Origin of the sequence: Pyxidicoccus fallax (genome assembly GCF_012933655.1) — a bacterium.
Lineage (GTDB): Bacteria > Myxococcota > Myxococcia > Myxococcales > Myxococcaceae > Myxococcus > Myxococcus fallax.
The window spans coordinates 1-19808 of the sequence record NZ_JABBJJ010000237.1; the positions used below are offsets into that span (position 1 = coordinate 1).

The 19808-nt window shown below is 70.8% G+C and carries 16 protein-coding genes; 9 read left to right on the top strand and 7 right to left on the bottom strand.

Translation table 11 applies throughout. The features are described from left to right. The 5 genes from HG543_RS36470 to HG543_RS36490 all read right to left on the bottom strand — a co-directional run. A partial coding sequence (locus HG543_RS36470; RefSeq protein WP_171818079.1) for a M16 family metallopeptidase occupies positions 1-857 on the bottom strand: 857 nt, incomplete at its 3' end. Continuing rightward, complete coding sequence (locus tag HG543_RS36475; protein WP_169349534.1) at positions 857-2263, bottom strand: M16 family metallopeptidase; 1407 nt, start codon at positions 2261-2263, stop codon at positions 857-859. The genes HG543_RS36475 and HG543_RS36470, both read right to left, overlap by 1 nt. Before the next feature lie 141 nt (positions 2264-2404). Continuing rightward, on the bottom strand, positions 2405-5782 hold the full coding sequence (locus HG543_RS36480) for an ATP-binding protein (protein WP_169349535.1): 3378 nt from the start codon (positions 5780-5782) through the stop codon (positions 2405-2407). Then, positions 5779-6405, bottom strand: a complete 627-nt coding sequence (locus HG543_RS36485) for a DUF4194 domain-containing protein (RefSeq protein ID WP_169349536.1) — start codon at positions 6403-6405, stop codon at positions 5779-5781. The genes HG543_RS36480 and HG543_RS36485 overlap by 4 nt, the downstream gene beginning before the upstream one ends. Then, positions 6402-7838 carry a DUF3375 domain-containing protein gene (locus HG543_RS36490; protein ID WP_169349537.1) on the bottom strand — a complete coding sequence of 479 codons (1437 nt, stop codon included), beginning with the start codon at positions 7836-7838 and terminating at the stop codon, positions 6402-6404. Before HG543_RS36490 ends, HG543_RS36485 begins: the two co-directional genes overlap by 4 nt. Positions 7839-8268: 430 nt before the next feature. Between HG543_RS36490 and HG543_RS36495 the strand changes: the two genes are divergently transcribed. The 5 genes from HG543_RS36495 to HG543_RS36515 all read left to right on the top strand — a co-directional run bounded on the left by HG543_RS36495 (position 8269) and on the right by HG543_RS36515 (position 12721). After that, positions 8269-9075 carry a DUF4190 domain-containing protein gene (locus HG543_RS36495; RefSeq protein WP_169349538.1) on the top strand — a complete coding sequence of 269 codons (807 nt, stop codon included), beginning with the start codon at positions 8269-8271 and terminating at the stop codon, positions 9073-9075. A 149-nt stretch (positions 9076-9224) separates the two neighbouring features. Next, a complete protein-coding gene (locus tag HG543_RS36500; protein WP_246357553.1) occupies positions 9225-10751 on the top strand; it encodes a right-handed parallel beta-helix repeat-containing protein in 1527 nt (508 codons plus the stop codon). Positions 10752-10852: 101 nt separating this feature from the next. Beyond that, positions 10853-11626: a porin family protein gene (locus tag HG543_RS36505; RefSeq protein ID WP_169349540.1), complete on the top strand. Its 774-nt coding sequence runs from the start codon at positions 10853-10855 to the stop codon at positions 11624-11626. A 112-nt stretch (positions 11627-11738) separates the two neighbouring features. Further along, positions 11739-12218, top strand: coding sequence for a hypothetical protein (locus tag HG543_RS36510; protein ID WP_169349541.1), 480 nt, complete (start codon positions 11739-11741; stop codon positions 12216-12218). Further along, positions 12215-12721 (top strand): hypothetical protein, encoded by a 507-nt coding sequence (locus HG543_RS36515; RefSeq protein ID WP_169349542.1) that lies wholly within the window; start codon positions 12215-12217, stop codon positions 12719-12721. The genes HG543_RS36510 and HG543_RS36515 overlap by 4 nt, the downstream gene beginning before the upstream one ends. A gap of 100 nt (positions 12722-12821) precedes the next feature. On the opposite strand, the gene HG543_RS36520 is transcribed toward HG543_RS36515, so the two are convergent. After that, a complete protein-coding gene (locus HG543_RS36520; RefSeq protein WP_169349543.1) occupies positions 12822-13634 on the bottom strand; it encodes a hypothetical protein in 813 nt (270 codons plus the stop codon). 214 nt (positions 13635-13848) lie between these two features. Here HG543_RS36520 and HG543_RS36525 point away from each other — a divergent pair, with 214 nt between their 5' ends. The 4 genes from HG543_RS36525 (at position 13849) to HG543_RS36540 (ending at position 17654) form a co-directional block, all read left to right on the top strand. Next, positions 13849-14367: a secretin and TonB N-terminal domain-containing protein gene (locus HG543_RS36525; RefSeq protein ID WP_169349544.1), complete on the top strand. Its 519-nt coding sequence runs from the start codon at positions 13849-13851 to the stop codon at positions 14365-14367. Positions 14368-14777: 410 nt separating this feature from the next. Next, positions 14778-15260 (top strand): DUF2267 domain-containing protein, encoded by a 483-nt coding sequence (locus HG543_RS36530; protein WP_169349545.1) that lies wholly within the window; start codon positions 14778-14780, stop codon positions 15258-15260. A gap of 63 nt (positions 15261-15323) precedes the next feature. Beyond that, positions 15324-15758 carry a CBS domain-containing protein gene (locus HG543_RS36535; protein WP_169349546.1) on the top strand — a complete coding sequence of 145 codons (435 nt, stop codon included), beginning with the start codon at positions 15324-15326 and terminating at the stop codon, positions 15756-15758. A gap of 162 nt (positions 15759-15920) precedes the next feature. Further along, on the top strand, positions 15921-17654 hold the full coding sequence (locus HG543_RS36540; protein WP_169349547.1) for an MXAN_5453 family MXYO-CTERM-anchored protein: 1734 nt from the start codon (positions 15921-15923) through the stop codon (positions 17652-17654). A 168-nt stretch (positions 17655-17822) separates the two neighbouring features. Here the strand turns inward: HG543_RS36540 and HG543_RS56550 are convergent, their stop codons facing one another. Next, positions 17823-19715, bottom strand: a complete 1893-nt coding sequence (locus HG543_RS56550) for a HEAT repeat domain-containing protein (protein WP_169349548.1) — start codon at positions 19713-19715, stop codon at positions 17823-17825. Positions 19716-19808: the final 93 nt, after the last annotated feature.

The following is a 19808-nucleotide window of genomic DNA, read 5'->3' on the forward strand; positions in this document are numbered from 1 at the left end:
GGGGTGGGCGGCGCGGGAGGCGGCGTCGCGTTGCCCTTCCACGTGCCCAGGTGCTTCTTCGCCAGCGCCACCGCCTCGTCGAGGGTGATGTCGCCGGTGAGGATGAGCGCGGCGGCGCGCGGGGCGGCGTGCCGCTGGTAGAAGCCCTTCGCGTCCGCCAGCGTCAGCGTCTGCACCGTGTGCGGCAGGCCGTCCGACGTGTGCCCGTACGGGTGGTCATCCCCGAAGATGGCGGAGAGCACCACGAGCTGCCCGAGCACGTACGGCGAGCTGAGGCTCCGCGCCAGGTCCGCGAGCTGCTGCTTCTTGCGCCGCTCGAAGGCCTTCGGGTCGAAGGTGGGGCGCAGCACCATGTCCGCCAGCAGCGCGAGCGCCGGGTCCAGGTTGCTCTTCAGCACGCGCACGCCCACCTGCGCGCCGTCCGGCTCCGTGTCCACCATGGGGCTGACGCCCAGGTCGGCGAAGGCGTTGTCCAGCGCCACCGTGTCCCGCTTGCCCGCGCCCTCCAGCAGCATGCGGTAGGACAGCTCGGCCAGGCCTTCCTTGCCCTTCGGGTCCTGCGAGCTGCCCGCGGCGAAGGCGACGCCGGCGAACACCAGCGGCAGCTCCTTGCGCGTGCTGACGAGCACGGTGAGGCCGTTGTCCAGCGTGGCGCGCTCGAAGGTGGGCAGCACGAGGTCCGGCGGGTTGCCGGGCTTGGGCGGCGTGGCGCGGAAGGCGTCGGGGCCCTCGGGGGCCGGCGGCTTCTGGGCCGTCTCACCCAGCTCGGGCGTCTGCGCGCTGGGCGGAGGGGGCTGCGGGGTGCTGGCGCAGGCGGCCAGCGTGGTGGCGAGGAGGGCGGTGAGGAGGCGGCGCATCAGTTGCGCTCCTTCGTGTCGGTGGGGGCCTGCCGGCGGGCCGGCGGCACGGCGTGGAGGATGACGCGCGCGTTGTTGGGCAGCATGTCGCGCGCGAACTGCTTCACGGCCTGGGGCGTCACCGTCTCGTAGCGCGCCAGGTCCTTCGCGATGTAGTTCGGGTCGCCGACGAAGTGGTTGTAGCTCTGGAGCACGTCGGCCTTGCCGCCGAAGCCGCCCACGGCCTGGAGGCCGGCGAGCATGCGCGTGTCGAAGCGCGTGCGGGCGCGCTGAATCTCCTCGGCGGTGACGCCATTGCGGCGCACCTCCTCGAGGACGGCGTCCACCTCCTTCAGCAGTGTGTCGGTGGACACGCCGGGACGCGCCACCACCTGGATGCCGAAGACGGACTGCGCGCCCTGGCTCTGCTGCGTGGCCTCCACGCTCTGGGCCAACTGCTTCTCCAGCACGAGCCGGCGGTACAGGCGGCTGGCCCTGCCGGTGGCCAGCGCCGTGGCCAGTACGTCCGCGGTGGCGTCTCCCTCCTGGAGGTACGCGGGCGAGTGCCACTGAATCGTCAGCAGCGGAAGCTGCGCCACGCGCTCCTCGTGGCGGATGACCACGGGCGCGGTGAGCTTCACCGGTTGCACCTGCGGCGTCGCGGGCTTCGGCGTGCCAGGCAGCGTGCCGAAGTACTTCTGCACCAGCGCCTTCGTCTTCTCCACGTCGAAGTCACCGACGATGGTGAGCGTCGCGTTGGAGGGCGAGTACCAGGTGCGGAAGAAGCTCTTCACGTCGTCCAGGGTGGCGGCGTTCAGGTCCTCCATCGAGCCGATGACGTCCCCGTGGTAGGGGTGCGGCAGCGGGAAGAGGGCATGCCACGCCTTCTCGCGGGCCAGCCCGTACGGGGCCGTCTCCACGCCCTGGCGGCGCTCGTTCTTCACGACCTCGCGCTGGTTGTCGAGCTTCTCCGCCGTGAGGGCATCCAGCAGGAAGCCCATGCGGTCGCTCTCCAGCCACAGCGCGGTCTCCAGGTGGTTGCTGGGGACCGTCTCGAAGTAGTTGGTGCGGTCGAAGTTGGTGGTGCCGTTGAGGTCGGTGCCACCAATCTGCTCCAGCATGGAGATGTGCACGTCATCCGCCACGTTCTTCGAGCCCTGGAACATCATGTGCTCGAAGAGGTGCGCGAAGCCGGTGCGGCCGGGCTGCTCGTGGTACGCGCCGACGTGGTACCAGATGTTGACCGCCACCACCGGCAGCTTGCGGTCGACGGAGAGGATGACCTCCAAGCCGTTGGGCAGGGTGTACTTCTCGTGGGAGATGGCGAGCGCCGCGCGGTCGGCCGCGGGCGGCTTCGCCCCCTGGGGTGTCTGGGAAAGCGCCGGCAGCCCGACCAACACGAGGGCTGCGGCGACGAGGGCCTTCATTCGAAACAAGGTGCCTCCGGGTCTCGATGCCAAGGACTCGCGTCAGCGCTTAGCACGCACCCCGGGCCCCCTGGGTAGGGGAATGAAGGCGGGAAGAAGGCGCTCCGTCAGGTGTTGGGCGCCTTCCACCCCGGGCAGCCGTCAGTGGCCGCGGGCCTCCCGCTCGGCGCGGTACGCGTCGATGGTGAGGTTGCGGACCTTGGAGCTGCGCCCCTCCTCGTTGTGGACGAAGCCCACGCTGGCCACGTACGGCTCGATGACGCGAATCTTCTGGAGCGGCGTGACGATGAGCAGCTGCAGGTTGAGCCGCTTGAAGAGCTCCAGCCCGTAGGCGGCGGACTCGTCCGAGCCCCGGCCGAAGGCCTCGTCGATGACGACGAAGCGGAAGGAGCGCGAGCGCGTCTCGCCCCACTCCAGGCCGAACTGGTACGCGAGGCTCGCGGCCAGCACCGTGTACGCGAGCTTCTCCTTCTGGCCGCCGGACTTGCCGCCCGAGTCCGTGTAGTGCTCGTGCTCCCGGTCGTCCTCGCGCCAGCGCTCGGAGGCGGAGAAGCTGAACCAGTTGCGCACGTCCGTCACCCGCCGCGTCCACCGCGCGTCCGCCTCCGCGCTGCCCTCGCGCCCGCGGAAGCGCTCGATGATGCGCTTCACCTCCAGGAACTTCTTCTCGGAGTAGGCGTCGTCCTCGGCACCGGTGAGCGGGCCTTCGGTGCAGGCGCGCAGCTCCGCCTGGAAGTCGCGCACGTCGGCGTCGGTGCTGGGAGAGGCCTCGAGGACGATGTACGTGCCGGGGTTGTAGTCGATGGCGCGCAGCGAGCGGTTGATGGTGTCGATGCGCTCGCGGATGTCCTGGCGCTCGCGGAGCAGCTGCCCCTGGAAGTTCACCACCTCGCGGATGGTGTTCTCCGTGAGCAGGCTCTTGAAGCGCGTCTCGAAGCGGGGCAGGTCGTCGGTGCGCAGCGCCTTCAGCATGGCCGCGTACTCGGCGGCGGCGTCGAGGCTCGCGTCCACGTCCTGCGTCTCCAGCGGGAAGTCGGCGCGGTAGGTCTGCATGGCGCGGATGATGGCCTCGCGCCCGCGCTCCATGCGCTTGCCCTCGGCGTCGATGCGCCGCTGGATGTCCTCGCGCACCTGCCGCTCGCGCTCGTCCAGGGTGTCCGTCTCCAGCGCCGCGCCCTTCGCGGCCTCGGTGACCAGGGACTCCACGCGCGGATAGCAGGCGCGCAGCTCCTCGGTGGCGTCGAGCTGTGCCTGCTCGTGCGAGGCCAGGGCCTTGCGCGCCGTCTCCTCCTGGACTTCCAGGCGGGCGATGCGCTTCTCGGCGTCCTTCAGCTTCGCCTCGGTGCGCTCCAGCGCGCGCTCCTGCTTCACGAGCTGGCCTTCCAGCGTGTGCAGCACGTCGGAGGCGGACTCCAGCTCGCGCAGCTGCTCCTCCAGGCGCTGGAGGTCCACGGCCACGGGCTTCCAGTCCAGCTCGCGGAAGGCGTCATAGACGGCGAGCTGGCTGAGCAGCTCCCGGCGTCCCTGCAGCGCCTTGCGCTTCGCCTCCAGGGCCTGGGCGCGAGACGTGACTTCGTCCAGGCGGGCCTCCAGCGCGCGGGCCTCGGACTCCAGCGCGGCGCGCTTCTGGTCGTTCGTCCAGCCGAGCACGTAGCGCGAGCGGTCATCCAGCCGGAAGCGGTCGTCCTTCTCGTGCTGCTCGCCGCCGCGCTTGAGCTGGCCCGAGCGGGTGAGGGCCTGCCGCTCGCGCCGGAACTGCTCCAGCGTGTCGCAGCAGGCGTAGTCGAAGCGCCGTGCCAGCTCCGCCTCCAGCCACCGGTACATGCCGGAGTCCGGCTTGATGGCCAGCTTGCGCAGCAGCGAGTGCGGCTGGAGCGCCGGCACTCGCGCCGCGCCCTCCTCCTTCACGCGGTAGTAGACGAGCCGCCCGTCCAGGTGCGTGCGCTCCACCCACTGCGCGACCTTCGCGTAGTACGCGTCCGACACCAGCAGCGACGTGCCGAAGCCGTGCAGCACGCGCTCGATGGCGCCCTCCCAGTCGCGCTCCTCCTCGCGCACCTGGAGCAGCTCTCCCACGAAGGGCAGCGCGTCCGCGTCCAGTCCCAGCTCGGCGCACATGCGCTCGCGCAGGGCGAGCATCCGTGACGGCAGGTTGGACCGGCGGCGGCGCAGCGACTGGAGCTCGGCCTCCACCTCGGTGTGCTTCTGGCCCAGGGCACGCAGCTCCACGCCCACGTCGGTGAGGGCGTGCTGCGTGCGGGCGCCCTCCCCTTCGGCTTCCGTGAGCAGGCCCTGGATGGCGCGCGTGTTGGCGAGGAAGGCCTCCGCGTCCGAGGCCGCGGGCAGCCCCACCGCGGTGGCGAGCTGCGCGTACCGCTCCGCCTTCTGGAAGCGTGCCTCGCGCTGACGGCGGCGCTGGGCCAGGTCCGTCTTCACCGTCTCCAGCCGCTGGCCTCCGTTGGCGGCGATGGCCTGCTTCAGCCGGTCCCGCTCCGTGCCCTGGCGGCGCCGCTCCTCCACCAATTCCGCGGCCTCCGCCTTCGCCTGCTCGCGCTCCGTGCTCCAGCCCGTGAGCTGTGCCTGGAGGAGCCGTGCCTTCTGCCCGGCGAACCACGGGCGCAGGGCTTCGCGGCAGCGGCGCAGCGTGGCCAGCTCCGTCGCCAGGGCCTCGTGCTTCTCGCAGTCGCGCACCAGGGGCTCCAGCTGCGCCATCTGCTTCTTGGCCTTCAGCACCGCCTCGTGCGCGCGGTGCAGGTCATCGAAGTGGCCGATGAGCGCCGCGAGCCGCGACTCCACCGCGGACGGCTGGAGCATGTGCTGGCGCACGAAGTCGGTGAGGTTGCCCACCGCCTTCATCGACACCGTCTGGAGGAAGAGGTCCAGCGCCTGCTCGTCCTTGATGCCGAAGCGCCGTCGGAAGGCCGCCGCGTAGGGCGGGAAGGTCTCATGCACCTCGCGCGTCACGCCCTTCAGCCGCTTCTTCAGCGCGGAGATGTCCGAGCCGAAGCCCGCGAAGTGCTCGGAGATGGAGAGCCGCCCGTCCGCGACGATGTACAGGCGTGCCGGCTGCCCTTCCGACTCGCGCATCCAGAAGACCTGGGCCAGGGTGACGTGCTGGTCGTACGCCTCGTTGTAGAAGTGCCCGAGGATGACCGAGTAGCTCGTCCCGTCGCGGAGGAACACGGGCCGCGAGCCGTGCTCACCGCGCTCGGACTTGTACTGGCCGAGCACGTAGGAGCGCAGCGTACGCTCGCGCGACTCCGCGCCCGCGGCCTTGTTGTAGGCCAGCTTCTGAGGGGGCACGAGCAGCGTGACGACACCGTCCACCATGGTCGACTTGCCCGAGCCGATGTCGCCGGTGAGCAGCCCGTTGTCGCCGCCCAGGCCCAGGTGCCAGACGCGCTGGTGGAAGGTGCCCCAGTTGTAGGCCTCGAAGCGGTACAGCCGGAACCCGGCGCGCGCGTCGGGCGCGGTGTAGTCCATGAGGTCCGACTGGGAAAAGGGAGTGGCCGTGCTCATTGCGTGGCTCCGTTCTCGTCCGGGAGGTCGGCGCGAAGGTGGGCGCGGTAGTCCGCGAGCTTCTGCTGGAAGGTGTCGAGCCACTGCGCGTCGACGAAGGCCTTGAGGATGCGGCGCACCTCGTAGGCCTCGTCACCGCCGCGCAGCTTGCGGAGGAAGCCCAGCTCCACCACCTTGGCGAGGTCCGCGTCGAGCCGGTCCATCATCCGCGCCTCGTTCGTCCCCTCGGGGAGGAACAGGCGCACCAGCTCCAGGATGTCCTCGCGCCGCAGCACCAGCCGGCCGCCGTGCGCCGTGGCCTCGGCTTCCGCGAGCTTCTTGCGCAGGAGCGCGAGCAGCAGGCTCACGCCATAGCTGAGCTGCCGGCGCGCCACGAGGTGGGGGACTTCCGCGCCGCCCTCGGCGGTGGGCTGCTGGCGGAGGTAGGCATAACCCTCGCGCTCGTCGAGCACGAGCTGCAGGCCGAGCACCGCCACGTGCTCACGCACGCGCGGGTGCAGGTTGAGCAGGCCCTGCCAGAGCGTGGGGTCGCCCTCCTGGTAGACGACGCCCTTCATCAGGGCGACGAGCACGAGGGACAGGGAGTCGCAGGCTTCGGAAGCACGGGAAGGATTGGGAGTCATCGGTGGAAGAGCACCAGGGGAAGGGTGATGCGGCGCGCGAGCCCCCGCGCGTCCGTCCAGGTCAGCGTCTGCGTCCGCGAGTCCTCGAACAGGGCGCGCCGGTCGTCGGCCGCGAGGTCGAGGTAGGCCACCAGCTCGGCGAGGCCCTGCTGGAGGGGGGCCTCCAACAGGACGTCCGCGAGCGACACGTGCTCGCGCGTCTGGAGCGCGTGGCGGATGTTCTCCCGCAGCCGCTCCTTGTCGATGTAGGCCTGGGCGAAGAGCGCGTCGGCGGGCACGTCCTCGCTGGCCTCCAGCACCTCGGCCGCGGACATGCGCAGGCGCGGCGGGGGTGAGAAGAGGGGGCGCTCCAGGGGCAGCTCCACCGAGGGCGACGGCTCGTCGATTTCCATGAAGGCCCGCCCGGGCGGCAGGTCGCGCACCGCGAGCGCGTGCTGCTCCACGCCGCGCAGCAGCTGCATGATGCGGCGGTTCTCCAGCCATGCCCGGTCGTCCAGGTAGCGCCGGAGCTGCTCGGACAGGCGCGCCACGGTGCGCTGCGTGTGCTCGCCGGTCTCCAGCCAGTCGAAGTGGATGCGCAGCAGGCGCGGGTCCGGCTGGAGCGCCTGCACGGCGGGCAGCGCGAAGACGCGCTCCAGCTTCCGCGTCAGCACCTCCTGGCGCGTGGGCGACATGAGGAAGTCCCAGAAGGCGCGGAAGCTGCGCCCCTGGTCCGAGCCGCTGATGGCGTCATGCTCGCCCAGCACCTGCTCCAGCAGCTCGCCCTGGGTGCCCTCCCACGTGGCGATGCGCTCGCGCACCGCGCGGTCCAGCTCGCGGAAGCCGTGCTCCAGTTCGCGGAAGTCGGAGAGGAGGCCGAGCGCGGTGTCCGCCATCTGCTGGAAGCGGTCCTTGAGGGAGGCCTCGTCCATCAGCTCCACGTTGCCGGCGCGGACGTGGGCGATTTCGGCCTCGATGTCGGCCTTGCGCCGCTCCAGCTCCGCGAGCCGGGCGTGGGGGTCCACCTCGGTGCCCTCGGTCATCTGCTCCAGCAGGTTGAACACGGTGCGCAGCCGCGACTCCGTGCCCACGAAGGAGCGCTCGGTGAGCTGCGACAGCCAGCGGATGGCGCGCTCGGCGGAGGCGGTGAGGTCGAAGTGCGGCTCGTCGGTGTCCGGCGGGTAGAACTTGCGCAGCCAGCCGCGCCCGTCCTCCGCCCAGTCATCGAGGTACGCAGCGGCGGCGCGCGGGAAGGCCGCCTCCCCGAGCCGCTCGCGCAGCGTGTGCAGGTGGTCCTCCAGCTTCAGCACCAGCTCGCGCTGCGGCAGGGCCCGCGCGTTCGCCTCCAGGAAGCTCTGGTGCAGGAAGCTGGCGATGAGCGGCGCGTGGTCCGCGACCAGCAGCCGCCACGCCGGGTGCGTCTGCCGCAGCGCCTCGAGAGAGGTGAAGTCCATGACGACTCAAGCCATACAACCTGGGACTGACATCGGGACGCGGTCCACCTGGGAGGGTGACTCCTCCTCGGGAGCGAGCAGGCAAGCACGTCATGAAGCGAGCCTCGCCCGTCCCACGGGCAGGCAGGCGATGTCTGTGATTCCACGCGGGGCCGGCGCGTGGATGAATGAAACATGTGTCACGCGCGCGGCGTGCGCCCGGGTTTCCGGCACGGGGTGCGCGCTCGTTCGCAGGGCTCATCCCGAAGTCGGGCACGAGGCTCGCGCGAGACCCGCCCGCGCGGTGTGCTCGGGCGCAGGGCTCACTCTCCTGGGGGTTGGACGTGGTGCTCGCGCGCTCGGGAGGGTGGCCCGCACCGGGTGTTCAGCTTCCCGGAGGGCAGCCGTCACTTGGGGCCGGCACATGAGAACCCGTGCGACAATGGGGCCCATGTCCGCCGACGTGCCTCCCAGCGCCCTGGCCCGCTGCGCCACCCACCCCGACGAGCTCGCGGGTGCGACGTGCCAGCGCTGCGGCGGCTTCATGTGCGGCACGTGCGCGACGCGGGTGATGTACGAGCTCGGGCTGTACTGCCCCGCCTGCGCGGCCCGGCCGGAGATGAACTACCTGGAGACCTTCCGCCAGAAGCTCTGGGGGAAGCGGGATTCCGGGGCGTGGCTCGTGGCCTTCTTCGTGCCCTTCGCCATCGCTGGCGGTGTGAAGGCGCTGCGGGTGGGTGCTGTGCCCGCGGCCGTGAGCCTGCTTGCCAGTGCTGGGGTGGGGGTCGGCTTCTTCCTGGGGCAGCGGTGGGCGCGGTACGCGCTGCTCCTGGTGCCGTTCGCCCTGGTCTTCCTCGCCCTGCCCGCGCTGGGCGTTCCCCAGGGCTTTGCCCAGGTGGCGGCGCTCATCTTTCCCCTCCTCGGAGCGCTGCAGCTCTTCCTGGACCCGCGCAACCAGCTCTTCTTCCGGCTGGATATCTCCCAGCGCGCGCTACACCGGCTCTGGGACCTCAAGGAGAACAACCCGCTGGCACGGCACGCCGTCACGCTCGGGGTCGGCGCGTTCATGCTGCCGTTGTTCGCCCCCATCGCCATCGTCTGCGGCTGCATCGCCCTGCGCCGCGTGGACCCCCAGGCCCGGCCGCCCATCGGCCGGCGCGGCTCGGCGGTCAGCGGCATCGTGCTCGGCGTGCTGGCGCTGGTGTTCTGGGCCTATGCCTTGATGTACCTCTTCGGATTCGTGTCCCACCTCCCCTGAGCACGCTCGCGCGAGGCCTGTTCACGCCCGTCTGCTGGCCTTGAGAGGGGACGGGCGCTGCCCTCCTCCGCTGCTTCGTCTTGAAGGCCACGGTGCATCTTCCGTCTGGGCGGCACCGTGCACGTGCCGGGGAGGAAGGGATGCATTGGATGTCCATCACCGTGAGGCTCTGCCAGGCGCTGCTGCTCCTGCTCCTGGCTTCTCCGGCTCTCGCCGCCGGAAGGAACATCGCGCCGGATACGGATGAGGGCATCGGCGCCCAGGCGCGCCCGGACCTGTCGTTCGCGGAAACGAAGCCCCGGCGCGTCTTCCATGTGTCCACGAAGGGCAGCGACGAGAACCCCGGCACGAAGACGAAGCCGTGGCGCACGCTCCGCCATGCCGTGTCGCGCCTGCGTCCGGGAGACGCGGTCCAGGTCCACTCGGGCACGTATCGGGAGCGCGTGGACATCGGAGACAGTGCGTGCGACGGGCTGCCGGACGCGCCCATCCAGCTCCTCGCCGCGCCCGGCGCGAAGCCCATCCTCCAGGGAGGTGGTGAAGGCGGCCCCATGCTGCGCATCGCGCGGAGCTTCTGGGTGGTGGCGGGGCTGGACATCCGGGCGGCGGGCTCGCAGGTGCATGGCATCCGCTTCCAGGGCGCGCGCCACGTCGTCGTACGCGACAGCCGGGTGTCCGGCGGCGGAGGCCCCGCGGCGGTGACGTTCTACGGCGGCGCCTCGGACATCGGCTTCCTGCGCAACCAGGTGCACGACTACCGGTGGGGCGCGGCGAAGGACAGCCATGGCCTGCTGGTGCAGCCGGACACCGCCCGCATCCTCATCCAGGGCAACGAGGCCTGGGGCAACGGCGGCGACTCGTTCCAGTGCCAGGGGCCGGACACCACGCCGGGGAAGCACCTTCCCGTGGACATCACCGTGGAGGGCAACCGCTTCCACGAGGACCGCGAGAACGCCATCGACATCAAGACGTGCGAGCGCGTCACCATCCGGAACAACAAGTTCTACGGCTACCGCCCGGCCACCACGGCGCCACAGGGCGCGGCCATGGTGGTGCACTACTCCGCGCGCCGCATCCTCATCGAGGGCAACCGCGTCTGGGACAGCGGGCGCGGCCTGTCGCTCGGCGGCAACCTCATCTGGAAGGAGCCCGTCACGGACGTCATCGTCCGGCGCAACCTCGTGTTCGACGGCACCACGGAGAAGGGCGGCAGTGGTGACGGGCTGCGCGTGGGCACCAGCCGGCGCGTGCGGCTGTACCACAACACGCTGGCCTCGCTGCCGGTGGCGGGCCTCAAGCTCGGAGATGGCGACCACGGCCCCGTCGAGGACCTGCGCGTCATGGGCAACATCGTCCACGACACGCCGCGCGCGTTCGACGTGCGGTGGTCCGGCCTGAAGCGCCTGGTGTCGGACCGCAACCTGGTCTTCCGGCCCGGCGGCATCGTCTTCCGCGTGGAGGGGAAGGACCTGTCGCTCGCGGGCTGGCGCGAGCACAGCGGACAGGATGCGCTCAGCCGCGTCGCGGACCCGCGCTTCGTGGACGACCCGCGCAACCAGGACTACGTCACGCGCTCCGGCTCGCCCGCGCGCAACGCGGGAGATCCTCGATTGCCGGGTAACGCGGAGTTCTGCGGCGCGGGTCCGGACCTTGGAATGTTGGAATCGTGTGGGTGAGCCTTTTGCGTTGAATAAAGCGAGCGAGCGGCCGTCAGGAGGCGTGTCCATCACCAATGACGGTGAGGAACTGCATCCGACCCCGCTGGAATCAACTCGATATGAACCCTCGCTCTATCTCGAAGCTTCTGTCCCTGTCGCTCGCGCTGTCCGCTCCCGCCGCCCTCGCCGACTGGCGGGATGACGGCGCCTTCCGGCTGACGCAGGACGATGGCTACGGAGACGACTACAAGGACAGTGACAGCGGTGACAGCGTTGGAGAGGCGAAGGGCGCCGGGTTCTCCCTCGGTCTGCGCGCCGGTTATGGCGTGCCCTTCGGCAAGGCTTCTGGCGAGGGTACGGACGATGGCGCGGAGCTGAGCGACCTGGTGTCGGGCGTCATCCCGCTGCAGGTCGACGCGGGCTACTTCATCAACTCCAACCTCTACCTGGGCGGCTTCTTCCAGTACGGCATTGGCCAGTACGGCGGGGAGGAGTGCCCGGATGAGGTGAACTGCAGCGCGTCGCAGATTCGCTTCGGCGTCGACCTGGCCTACCACTTCGCGCCGAGCGCGAGCATCAACCCCTGGGTGGGCGTGGGCGTCGGCTACGAGCGCATCGCCGTCAACATCTCCAGCGATGTGGCCGGCGTCGATGCCGAGGCCACGACCAGCGCCCGGGGCATCGAGTTCGGCCACGCCCAGGGTGGGCTCGACTTCCGCCTCAGCGATACGATTTCCGTCGGTCCCTTCGCGACCTTCACCGTGGCGCAGTACTCGACCGCCAGCATCAGCAGCAGCGGGGTGGGCCCGGATATCGACGAGTCGGCGGACATCGATGAGAAGGCGTTCCACTTCTGGCTCTACGGCGGCCTGCGGCTGCAGGCCCGCTTCTAGTCGCCCGACTCCCTGACATGGGTGCCATGGCATCCGTGTCAGGGAGGTTGCTGCAACCCAGTCGTTCCGGGGATTTCAGAGCGGCCCGGGCCTTGCTGATGGGCCCGGGTTCATGAAGCTCCCGCTGACATCCAGGTCCTTCGCGTTCACCTGGGCGCCGCTGCCTTCCATGCCCGAGTTCCTCGCGCCCCTGCCGCTGGCGGGTGTGGCGCTGATGGCGGTGAACGACCGGTGGCTCAAGCCCGCGCTGCACAACGCGCTCACCGGGAAGCTGTCGGACGTGGCCATCTGCTTCTTCCTGCCGCTCTACCTGTCCGCGCTGCTGGCGCTGGTGACGCGCTGGCCGCGGAGCACCCGTTTCCTGCTCGGGGCCGGCGTGACGGCGCTCCTCTACACCGCGCTGAAGGTGTCCCAGCCCGCCGCGGACCTGTTCTGCGACGTGCTCGCGGTCATCGGCTCGCCGCTGGGCTTCACCGGCCCGTTCCGGGCCGTCGCGGACCCCACGGACCTCGTCACGTTGCCGCTCGTCTTCGCGGCGGTGCTGTACGGCCGCCGCGCCGCCGTGCCCCACACCCCCGGAGTCACGTCATGAGTCCCCTGCTGAAGAACCTCGCCAGCATCTGCACCCTCACAGCCACCGCGCTGCTGCTCATCGCCGACTCCGAGCCGAGGGAGCCGTGTCATCGCGCGGCGGAGGACGTCACCTTCGCCATCTCGGAGAGCACCTGTGGGGAGAACGGCCTGCTCCGCATCCAGGTGGGGAAGGACTCCTGCTTCACCAACGAGGTGGAGGCCTCACCGGAGTCCGACCTGCCGACGTCGTGGAGCGCCGACGACTCGGGAGACCTGCGCGAGGGCGGTTGGTCGCTGATGCGCATCACCCGCCGTGAGGAGCAGCCACGGGAGGGAGACTCCGCCGCGAGAATCGAGGTGGAGACCACCCGCGTCTGCGGGGCCACGTCCGTGGGGGGCGCCTTGCGGCTGCGCTGCCGGGATACCGAGGACTGGTACCACCTGAGCAAGGACGGCGCGATTCTGATGTACGTCGGGCCGGACGATGTCGGCGAGTGTCACGCCCTGCTCACGCCGCGATAGCCCCGAGCGTGACGGAGTCGCGGGACGCGCGGACACGAAGGCCGTGCACCGGAAGAGCACCTCCGGGCACGGCCCCTGGAACGATGAAGCCTGACGGCGCTCAGCCTTCGTCGGACTTCCGCAGGTCGCCGCTGCGCTTGATGTTGCTCTTCACGGTGTTCTCCGCGTCGCCGCACTCGCCGCCGGCCTTGTCGTCGACGCGGACCGTGCCGTTGGCGACCTCCACGTCACCGTCGCGGATGCACTCGCCGAGGGGCAGCCCCTCCAGCCACACCTGGGGCTTCAGGAACGCGACGAGCGAGCCACCCTCCGGCACCTCGACGCCGGTGGCGGACTCGAAGCGCGCGTCCTCGCTGAACTTGAAGAGCAGCTCCAGCTTGCGCGCGGCGCCGTCCTGCGTGAAGTCCGCGCGCGCCAGGAAGCTGTAGCCGAGCAGCGGCTCGGTGGCGCCGACCTCGCCGGCCTTCGCCTCCTCCAGCCGGAAGTCGATGCGCTTGTAGGTGCCCGCGGGGATGCGCAGCCCGGACAGGTCCGGCGTCGTCGTGCCCGTCATCAGGTCCACCACGATGGGGCCCGGGACTTGAATCGTGCCGGAGCTGTCGCTGCCCTTGCACTCGGCGCCGGAGACGAGGCCGCTGACGTCCCCGCACTTCGTGCCCTGGGGCAGGTCCAGGCGGATGTCGCGCAGGTGGATGCGCGCCTCGGAGAGGGTGAAGGCGGTGCCGTCGCTGGAGCTGAAGACGTTGGACGCGGGCGGCGTCTCGGCGGCGGCCTGCACCCACGCGTTGGAGGTGCCCGCCGTGCGCGCGTTGGACGTGAAGCGCAGGCTGGCACCGTCACCGCCGCAGGCCACGAGGCCGAGCGCGACGGAAGACAGGAGGAGACCACGGACGGTGGGAATGTGAGCAGTCATGGGCGATGTGGGGTGTGTGGGACGCCCGGGCCGCGTCCCGTTGCCTGAAGGACTCGGAGGCATCGGCAACGGCCACGGCGCCTCGGGGACGACATCGGGCGCACCGGTGTGGGAGCCGCACACCGGGTGGCGAAGGACTGCTCGGCTCGTTCATGCAGGCAATCGGGCAGGGGGGCGTGTCGATGCGGGGAGCGGCCAGCGCTATCCTTCGTCCATGTTCCGAATCCGAGCCGCCGTGCTCGCGCTGACGCTCCTGGGGACACCGGCCCTCGCCGCGTCACCGAAGGGCGAGGAGCGGCGCGTCACCCTCGACATCGTTCGCGCGGACATCCACGACGTGCTGCGGATGCTCGCGGACATGCGACGGTTGAACCTCGTGGTGGATGAAGAGGTGAAGGGCACGGTGACGCTGCGCCTGCGCAACGTGCCGTGGCGGCAGGCGCTGGAGACGGTGCTCGCCTCGCAGGGCCTGGGGCGTGAGCTGCGGGGCGAGGTGATGCGGGTGGCCCCGCTGAGCAAGCTCAAGGACGAGGCGGACCTGCGCGCGCAGCTGAAGCAGGCCCGCGAGCAGGAGGGCCCGCTGCGCACGTACCTCATCCCGGTGAACCACGCCCGGGCGGCGGACCTGCTGCCGCACGTGAAGGCCCAGCTCTCTCCGCGTGGGAGCGTCAGCGTGGACACGCGAACCAATACGCTCATCGTCACCGACGTGGAGCCCGTCACCCTGCCGTGAGCATGTGACGCGGGTGGCCCTGCCCGAGACTCGCCCAGGAGGTGAGCCGGCCTCTGACGGGACCGCCGCTCGCTCCCCCTCTCCGACATCGCGATGACCAGGCGGTGAGCTGGGCCATGCGCGGGTTACCTCCCCACCGTGGCGAAGGCACATCGCTCTCCCGCTACGCGGCGGGTGTCTTCCTCGCGGCGATGCCCGGCATCGCGCATTCGGGCTCACGCGCGGAGGTCCTGGCTCGCTTCCTCCTCCGGGAACAGCCCTTCCGGGTGAATGCACGCCACGAGGATGGCTGCGGACCAAGGCTCGGCTTCCGGCTCGTCTCCCCGGCGCGCGGGGATGGCCCGGTGCTCGCGGCTCGCGCGGTGCCCACGCTCACGAGTGGACCTGAATGAAATAGAGGGAGGTCAGTCATGGCCAATGAGAATGAGGCCACGGAGCAAGCCGGTGAGCGGAGGGGCGCCAACCCGGACGTGCGCGCGCAGCGAAGCGAGTCGCATGCATCGCAGACCTATGCATTCTTCCTGAAAGACCTGGAGGCGAAGGCAGGCATCGGACGCGAGCGAGCGGAGCAGGCGGCGCAGTCCGTGCTGTGCGCGCTGGAGCAGCGCCTGATGGACACCGAGGCGAAGCACCTGGAAGCCCAGCTCCCACGCAAGGTGCGTGACCTGCTGCAGCGGTGTCCCCGTCACGCGGGCGCGGCGCCTCGCAAGCTCCACCTGGAGCAGTTCCTCGCGATGGTGTCCGAGGACCTCGACTGCACGCCCAACGAGGCCGAGCGGCTGTGCCGCGCCGTCTTCGCCACCGTGCGCGAGCACATCTCCGAGGGAGAGACCGAGGACGTCATCGGGCAGCTCCCCAACGATTTGCGCACGCTGTGGGCGCGCGAGGCCTGAGAGCCCAGCAACGACCTGAATCAGCACACGAGCCAAACCGGAGCCGGAAGAAGGAGCCGCCACATGAAGAAGGTCATGGAAGTGATGACGAAGGACGTGGAGACCATCAACCCCAACGACTCGCTGAAGGACGCCGCGGAGAAGATGCGGACACTGAACGTGGGCCCGCTGCCGGTATGTGACGGCGACAACCTGATGGGCATCCTCACCGACCGCGACATCGTGGTGCGGGCCGTGTCCCAGGGCATGGACCCGAACAACACCCGCGTGTCGCAGGCGATGACGGACGACATCGAGTACGTCTACGAGAACGACGACATCGGCAAGGTGGCCCAGAAGATGAAGGACGAGCAGATCCGCCGCATCCTCGTGGTCAACCAGGACAAGAAGCTGGTGGGCATCGTCGCGCTGGGCGACCTCGCCGAGGCGATGAACACTCGCGAGGCCGGCAGCACGCTGGAGTCCATCTCCGAGCCGTCGCAGCCCTCCTCGCATTGAGCCACGGGGCTGTGCTCACGGAAGTTTCCGCTGAGCGAGGAAGACAGAGAGCCCGGACCTCACGGATACATCTTGGAGGGCTGGGCTCTTCGTTTGAGCGCGTCTCGCGTGGGATGCGGTTGGTAGCCTGTCCGCCGGTACGAGCACCGAGCGGAGGCAACCATGAGCAACGCGTTACCGAGGTGCAGTGCGCGGACGATTCCCGGCCAGGCAGTGATGCTGGGAGCGCTCGCGATGGCGACACCGGCCTGGGCGGAGCTGCCCGATTACACGTATCAGCTTCAGGCGCGGACGAATCTGCGGGGGAACCTGTCGGGGGCGTACAACCTGGACCCGGGCAACCTGCTCGCGGCGAGCCTCCAGGTGCCCCTGACGTGGGACCGGCAGCTCGCGTTCCGCCTGCAGATTACGCCCGAGGGTCCCAACGCCCTGTGGTGGGGCGGGGGCGGCATGGGCAGCCGCGTCTACCTGCTGCCCCGTGAGCTGGGAGAGGACGCGCGCGCGAGCGACCCGGGGCTCAACTCGATGGGCGACCTGGCCTTCGCCGTGACGGGCGCGTCGTCGGCTTCGGGCAATGGCATCTACCTGCTGAATGTCTCGGCGCCGGACCAGGTGCGCATCATCCGCGAGCCTCTCGGGGCCTCGGACTGGTCGAGCCTGTGGCTCAACGAGGCGGGGCAGCTCGGTGCGCGCGTCACCTTCAGCGGCGTGGGCAAGGCCTATGCGCTGCTGACGCCGACACCGGATGGAACGGGCTTTGTCTCGACGCTCGTGGCGAAGGAGAACGCGCTCGACCCGTCGAGCCGCTTCACGTTCCTCTACTCGCCGACGCTGAATGACCTGGGGCAGATGGCCGGCGTGGCGGACACGGCGACCGCCGAGGCCGAGTGGTTCCAGGAACTGCGCGTCTTCAGCGCGAACCCGAATGGCACGTCGCGAATCATCGCGCGGAGCCGGGGGCTGGAGGCGTCGTCGCCCATCTATCGGTTCGCGTCGGTGCAGCCGGCGCTCAACAACCGGGGGGAGGTCGCGTTCCTCGGGACGTCGAGGGATGCGAGCAACCGGAACATCACCACGCTGTGGCTGTGGACGGGCACCGAGCTGAAGGTGCTCGCGCAGAACGGGGTGAACGGCATCCGGGAGATGGAGTTCTTCCCGCCGGACATCAACGACCAGGGGCGGGTGGTGTTCCGCGCCATCGACAGCAACGGCCGGCGCGCGGTGTGGGTGACGGATGGGCAGGACATGAAGCGCGTGGTGAGCGAGCACGACATCGTTCCGTCCGACCTCGGTCCGGCGCGCATCGACCAGGAGACGCCGAGCAATCCGGTGTTCGCGGGCGGGCCCCTCATCAACGCGCGCGGAGACATCACCTTCGTCGCGGGCCTCGCGCCGCCGGAGGATGACCAGGAGGAGTGGGGCACGGCCATCTTCGTCGCGATGGCGGAGGAGGATGGCGGGACGGACGGCGGCACGGGTGGGCCGGATGCGGGCACGGACGGCGGCCCGGGTGAGCCCGATGCCGGTGCTGACGGTGGCACGGGCGATCCGGACGCGGGTGTCGACGGCGGTTCGGGCCAGCCTGATAGCGGCGCTGACGCCGGCCCGGGTGAGCCCGATGCGGGTGTGGACGGCGGCACGGACGGTGGCCCGGGTGAGCCCGATGCCGGCGCGGCTCCAGACGCGGGCCCGGGTGAGAACCCCGACGCCGGTCAGGAGCCCGACGCCGGAACGGGCCCGGTGCCCGACGCGGGCAACCCCGGAGGCAATCCCGGGAACGACCCGGGCGGCTGCGGCTGCCAGTCGACGCAGGCCTCCGCCGTCATGCCCTGGCTGCTGCTGGGCCTGGCGCGGTTCGCCACGTCCCGCCGCCGGAAGGACGCGCGCCACGGCTGATCATCCCGCCGGTCATTGCTGAGCCGGCCTCAGGAGGGTGCACCGAAAAATGCCGCGGATCCGCGGGCGCCGGTGCACCCTCTTCGCGTCTTCCACCTCGTAAGCCCGCGCTTCTCCAGCACTTCCAGCTCCAGCATCACCGTGACGTGAGGGGGCCCGGGCCTCGCCCTACCCCGCCAGCAGCGAGGCCGCGAGGTGTCGCACCTTCTCGGACGCATCGTTGTCGGCGGCGTCTCGCAGCAGCGCCACGGCCAGCTCGTCCACGGCCCTCAGGCCGCCGAGCACCCGCACCGTCTCGAGGCGCACCTGCTCGCTCTGCTCCGCGCGCAGCACCGTGGCCAGCGCCTGCATGTGCGGTCCCGCCACGCGCCGGCCGATGGCCGCCACCGCGCGGACGCGGACGCGAGGGCTCGGGTCTCCCCGCAGCACCTGGTCCAGGAGCGCATCCACCTCCGCGCCCGGAATCCCGCCGAGGGCGTCCGCGGCCACCGCCCGCACGGAAGGCTCCGGGTGCAGGAGCGCGGACTTCGTGTAGGCCAGCCCCCGAGGCGAGGCGGCGTTGGCGAGCGTCCGCAGGCACACCGCCGTTTCCATCGTGCGTGCATGACAGCGCCGCAGCATCGCGTCCAACAAGGAGTGGCTGCGGGCCGGCTGCAGCGGCTCCAGCTCCTTCACCAGCGCGCCCATCGCCAGCGCCGCGGCGTTCCTCACGCCCTCGTCCCGGGCGGCATCCACCGTGCGGCCCAGCGCCTCGGCCAGCTCCACCGTGGGGTGTTCCACCCGACCCGCCATCCTCGCGGCGTGCGCCAGCGTCTCCGGCCGTACCCGCGCCTCCTCCAGCACCGTGGTCAGCGCCCGCAGGGACTCCGGAGTGCCCGCGCTTCCCAGGGCCTCGACCACCTGCGCCGCCAGCGCCGGACCCGCCTCGCCCCTGCGCACATGGTTCGCCGCGTACTCCGCTTGCGCCGGCTCCAGGCGGAACAGCGCCGCCAGCCGTGCCCGCGCCGCGTCCCGCGCCTTGGGCTCGGTCTCCCGGGCCAGCAGTCGCATCAGCTCGGCGGTGCTCGCGCTCCCCACGAGCTGGCGGTCCGGAGGGGCCGTTCCGGACGCCTCCCGTACCGACAGCCGCTCCGGACGGAGTCTCGCTCGCGCCGCCTGGAAGTCACCCAGCGACGCGGGCCGCTGGTCCACCGCGACATGGGTGAGCGCCACCCGCGTCTCCGCGCGCACCGGGGGCCGCCCGGTGGTGCCTCCCCCGCTCTCCACCACGTCCGAGCCCGCGGCCTCCTTCACGTGCCCGTCCTCGAAGAGCATGACGGCCAGGTAGCCGCGCATGCGCGGAACCCCGTCCGGCGCGCGCGGGTCCGGAGTCGCCACGCGCAGGTAGCGCCGCTTCGTCTTCATGTACGTGTTCGCGCTGCCGCCCGCGCGGTACTCGGACTCGAAGTCGCCGGTGGTGTCCGTCTCCTCGGTGCTCCACTGGGAGCCGTCCTCCGCGACGAACTGGGTGGACGCCAGCAGCGAGCGCACGAGGCGCCGCGCCATCGCGTCCTGCGCCGGGTCGAAGTGCACCGCCAGCACCCGTCCTCGGACATCCTGCGCGACGTACACCGGCTGCTCGAGCATGGCCTGGAGCTCGCGCTGCTCGTCGGTGCTCAGCACCGGCGTCTCCCCGGCCTCCAGCTCGATGCGGGTGGGCACCACCTGCCCGAGGAAGAGGTGCTGTCCGCCCTCGGTCCCCAGGTACGTGAGGTCCAGCGCGCCGCTCCACCCGGTGTGCAGGCGCGAGCGGTCCGGCTCCAGGCCCTCGGCGGTGCGGGTGTCCAGGTCGAAGGTGTAGCGGTGGCGGCGGCCCGGGGTGAGCACGCGCTCCCGGCCCTTCACGCCCTGTCGGGTCACCTCGGCCGGAGGCTCCTGGGACGGCGGTGCCGACGGGGGCACGGCCTTCCACGCGTCGGGACGGGAGGCCTCTCGCAGCCACAGCCACTGCCCCGCACGCCACGCGCTGACACCCGCCAGGATGGCGAGCAGCAACAGCAGGCTCTTCGTGCGAGGGGTCACGCCTCAGTGAATACGTGCCCCCGGGACATTCCTGGTCGTCCCCTGCCCTCGGGGGTGTGACGGAGCGGGTAGGATGACGGGGCGGGCCCGGGG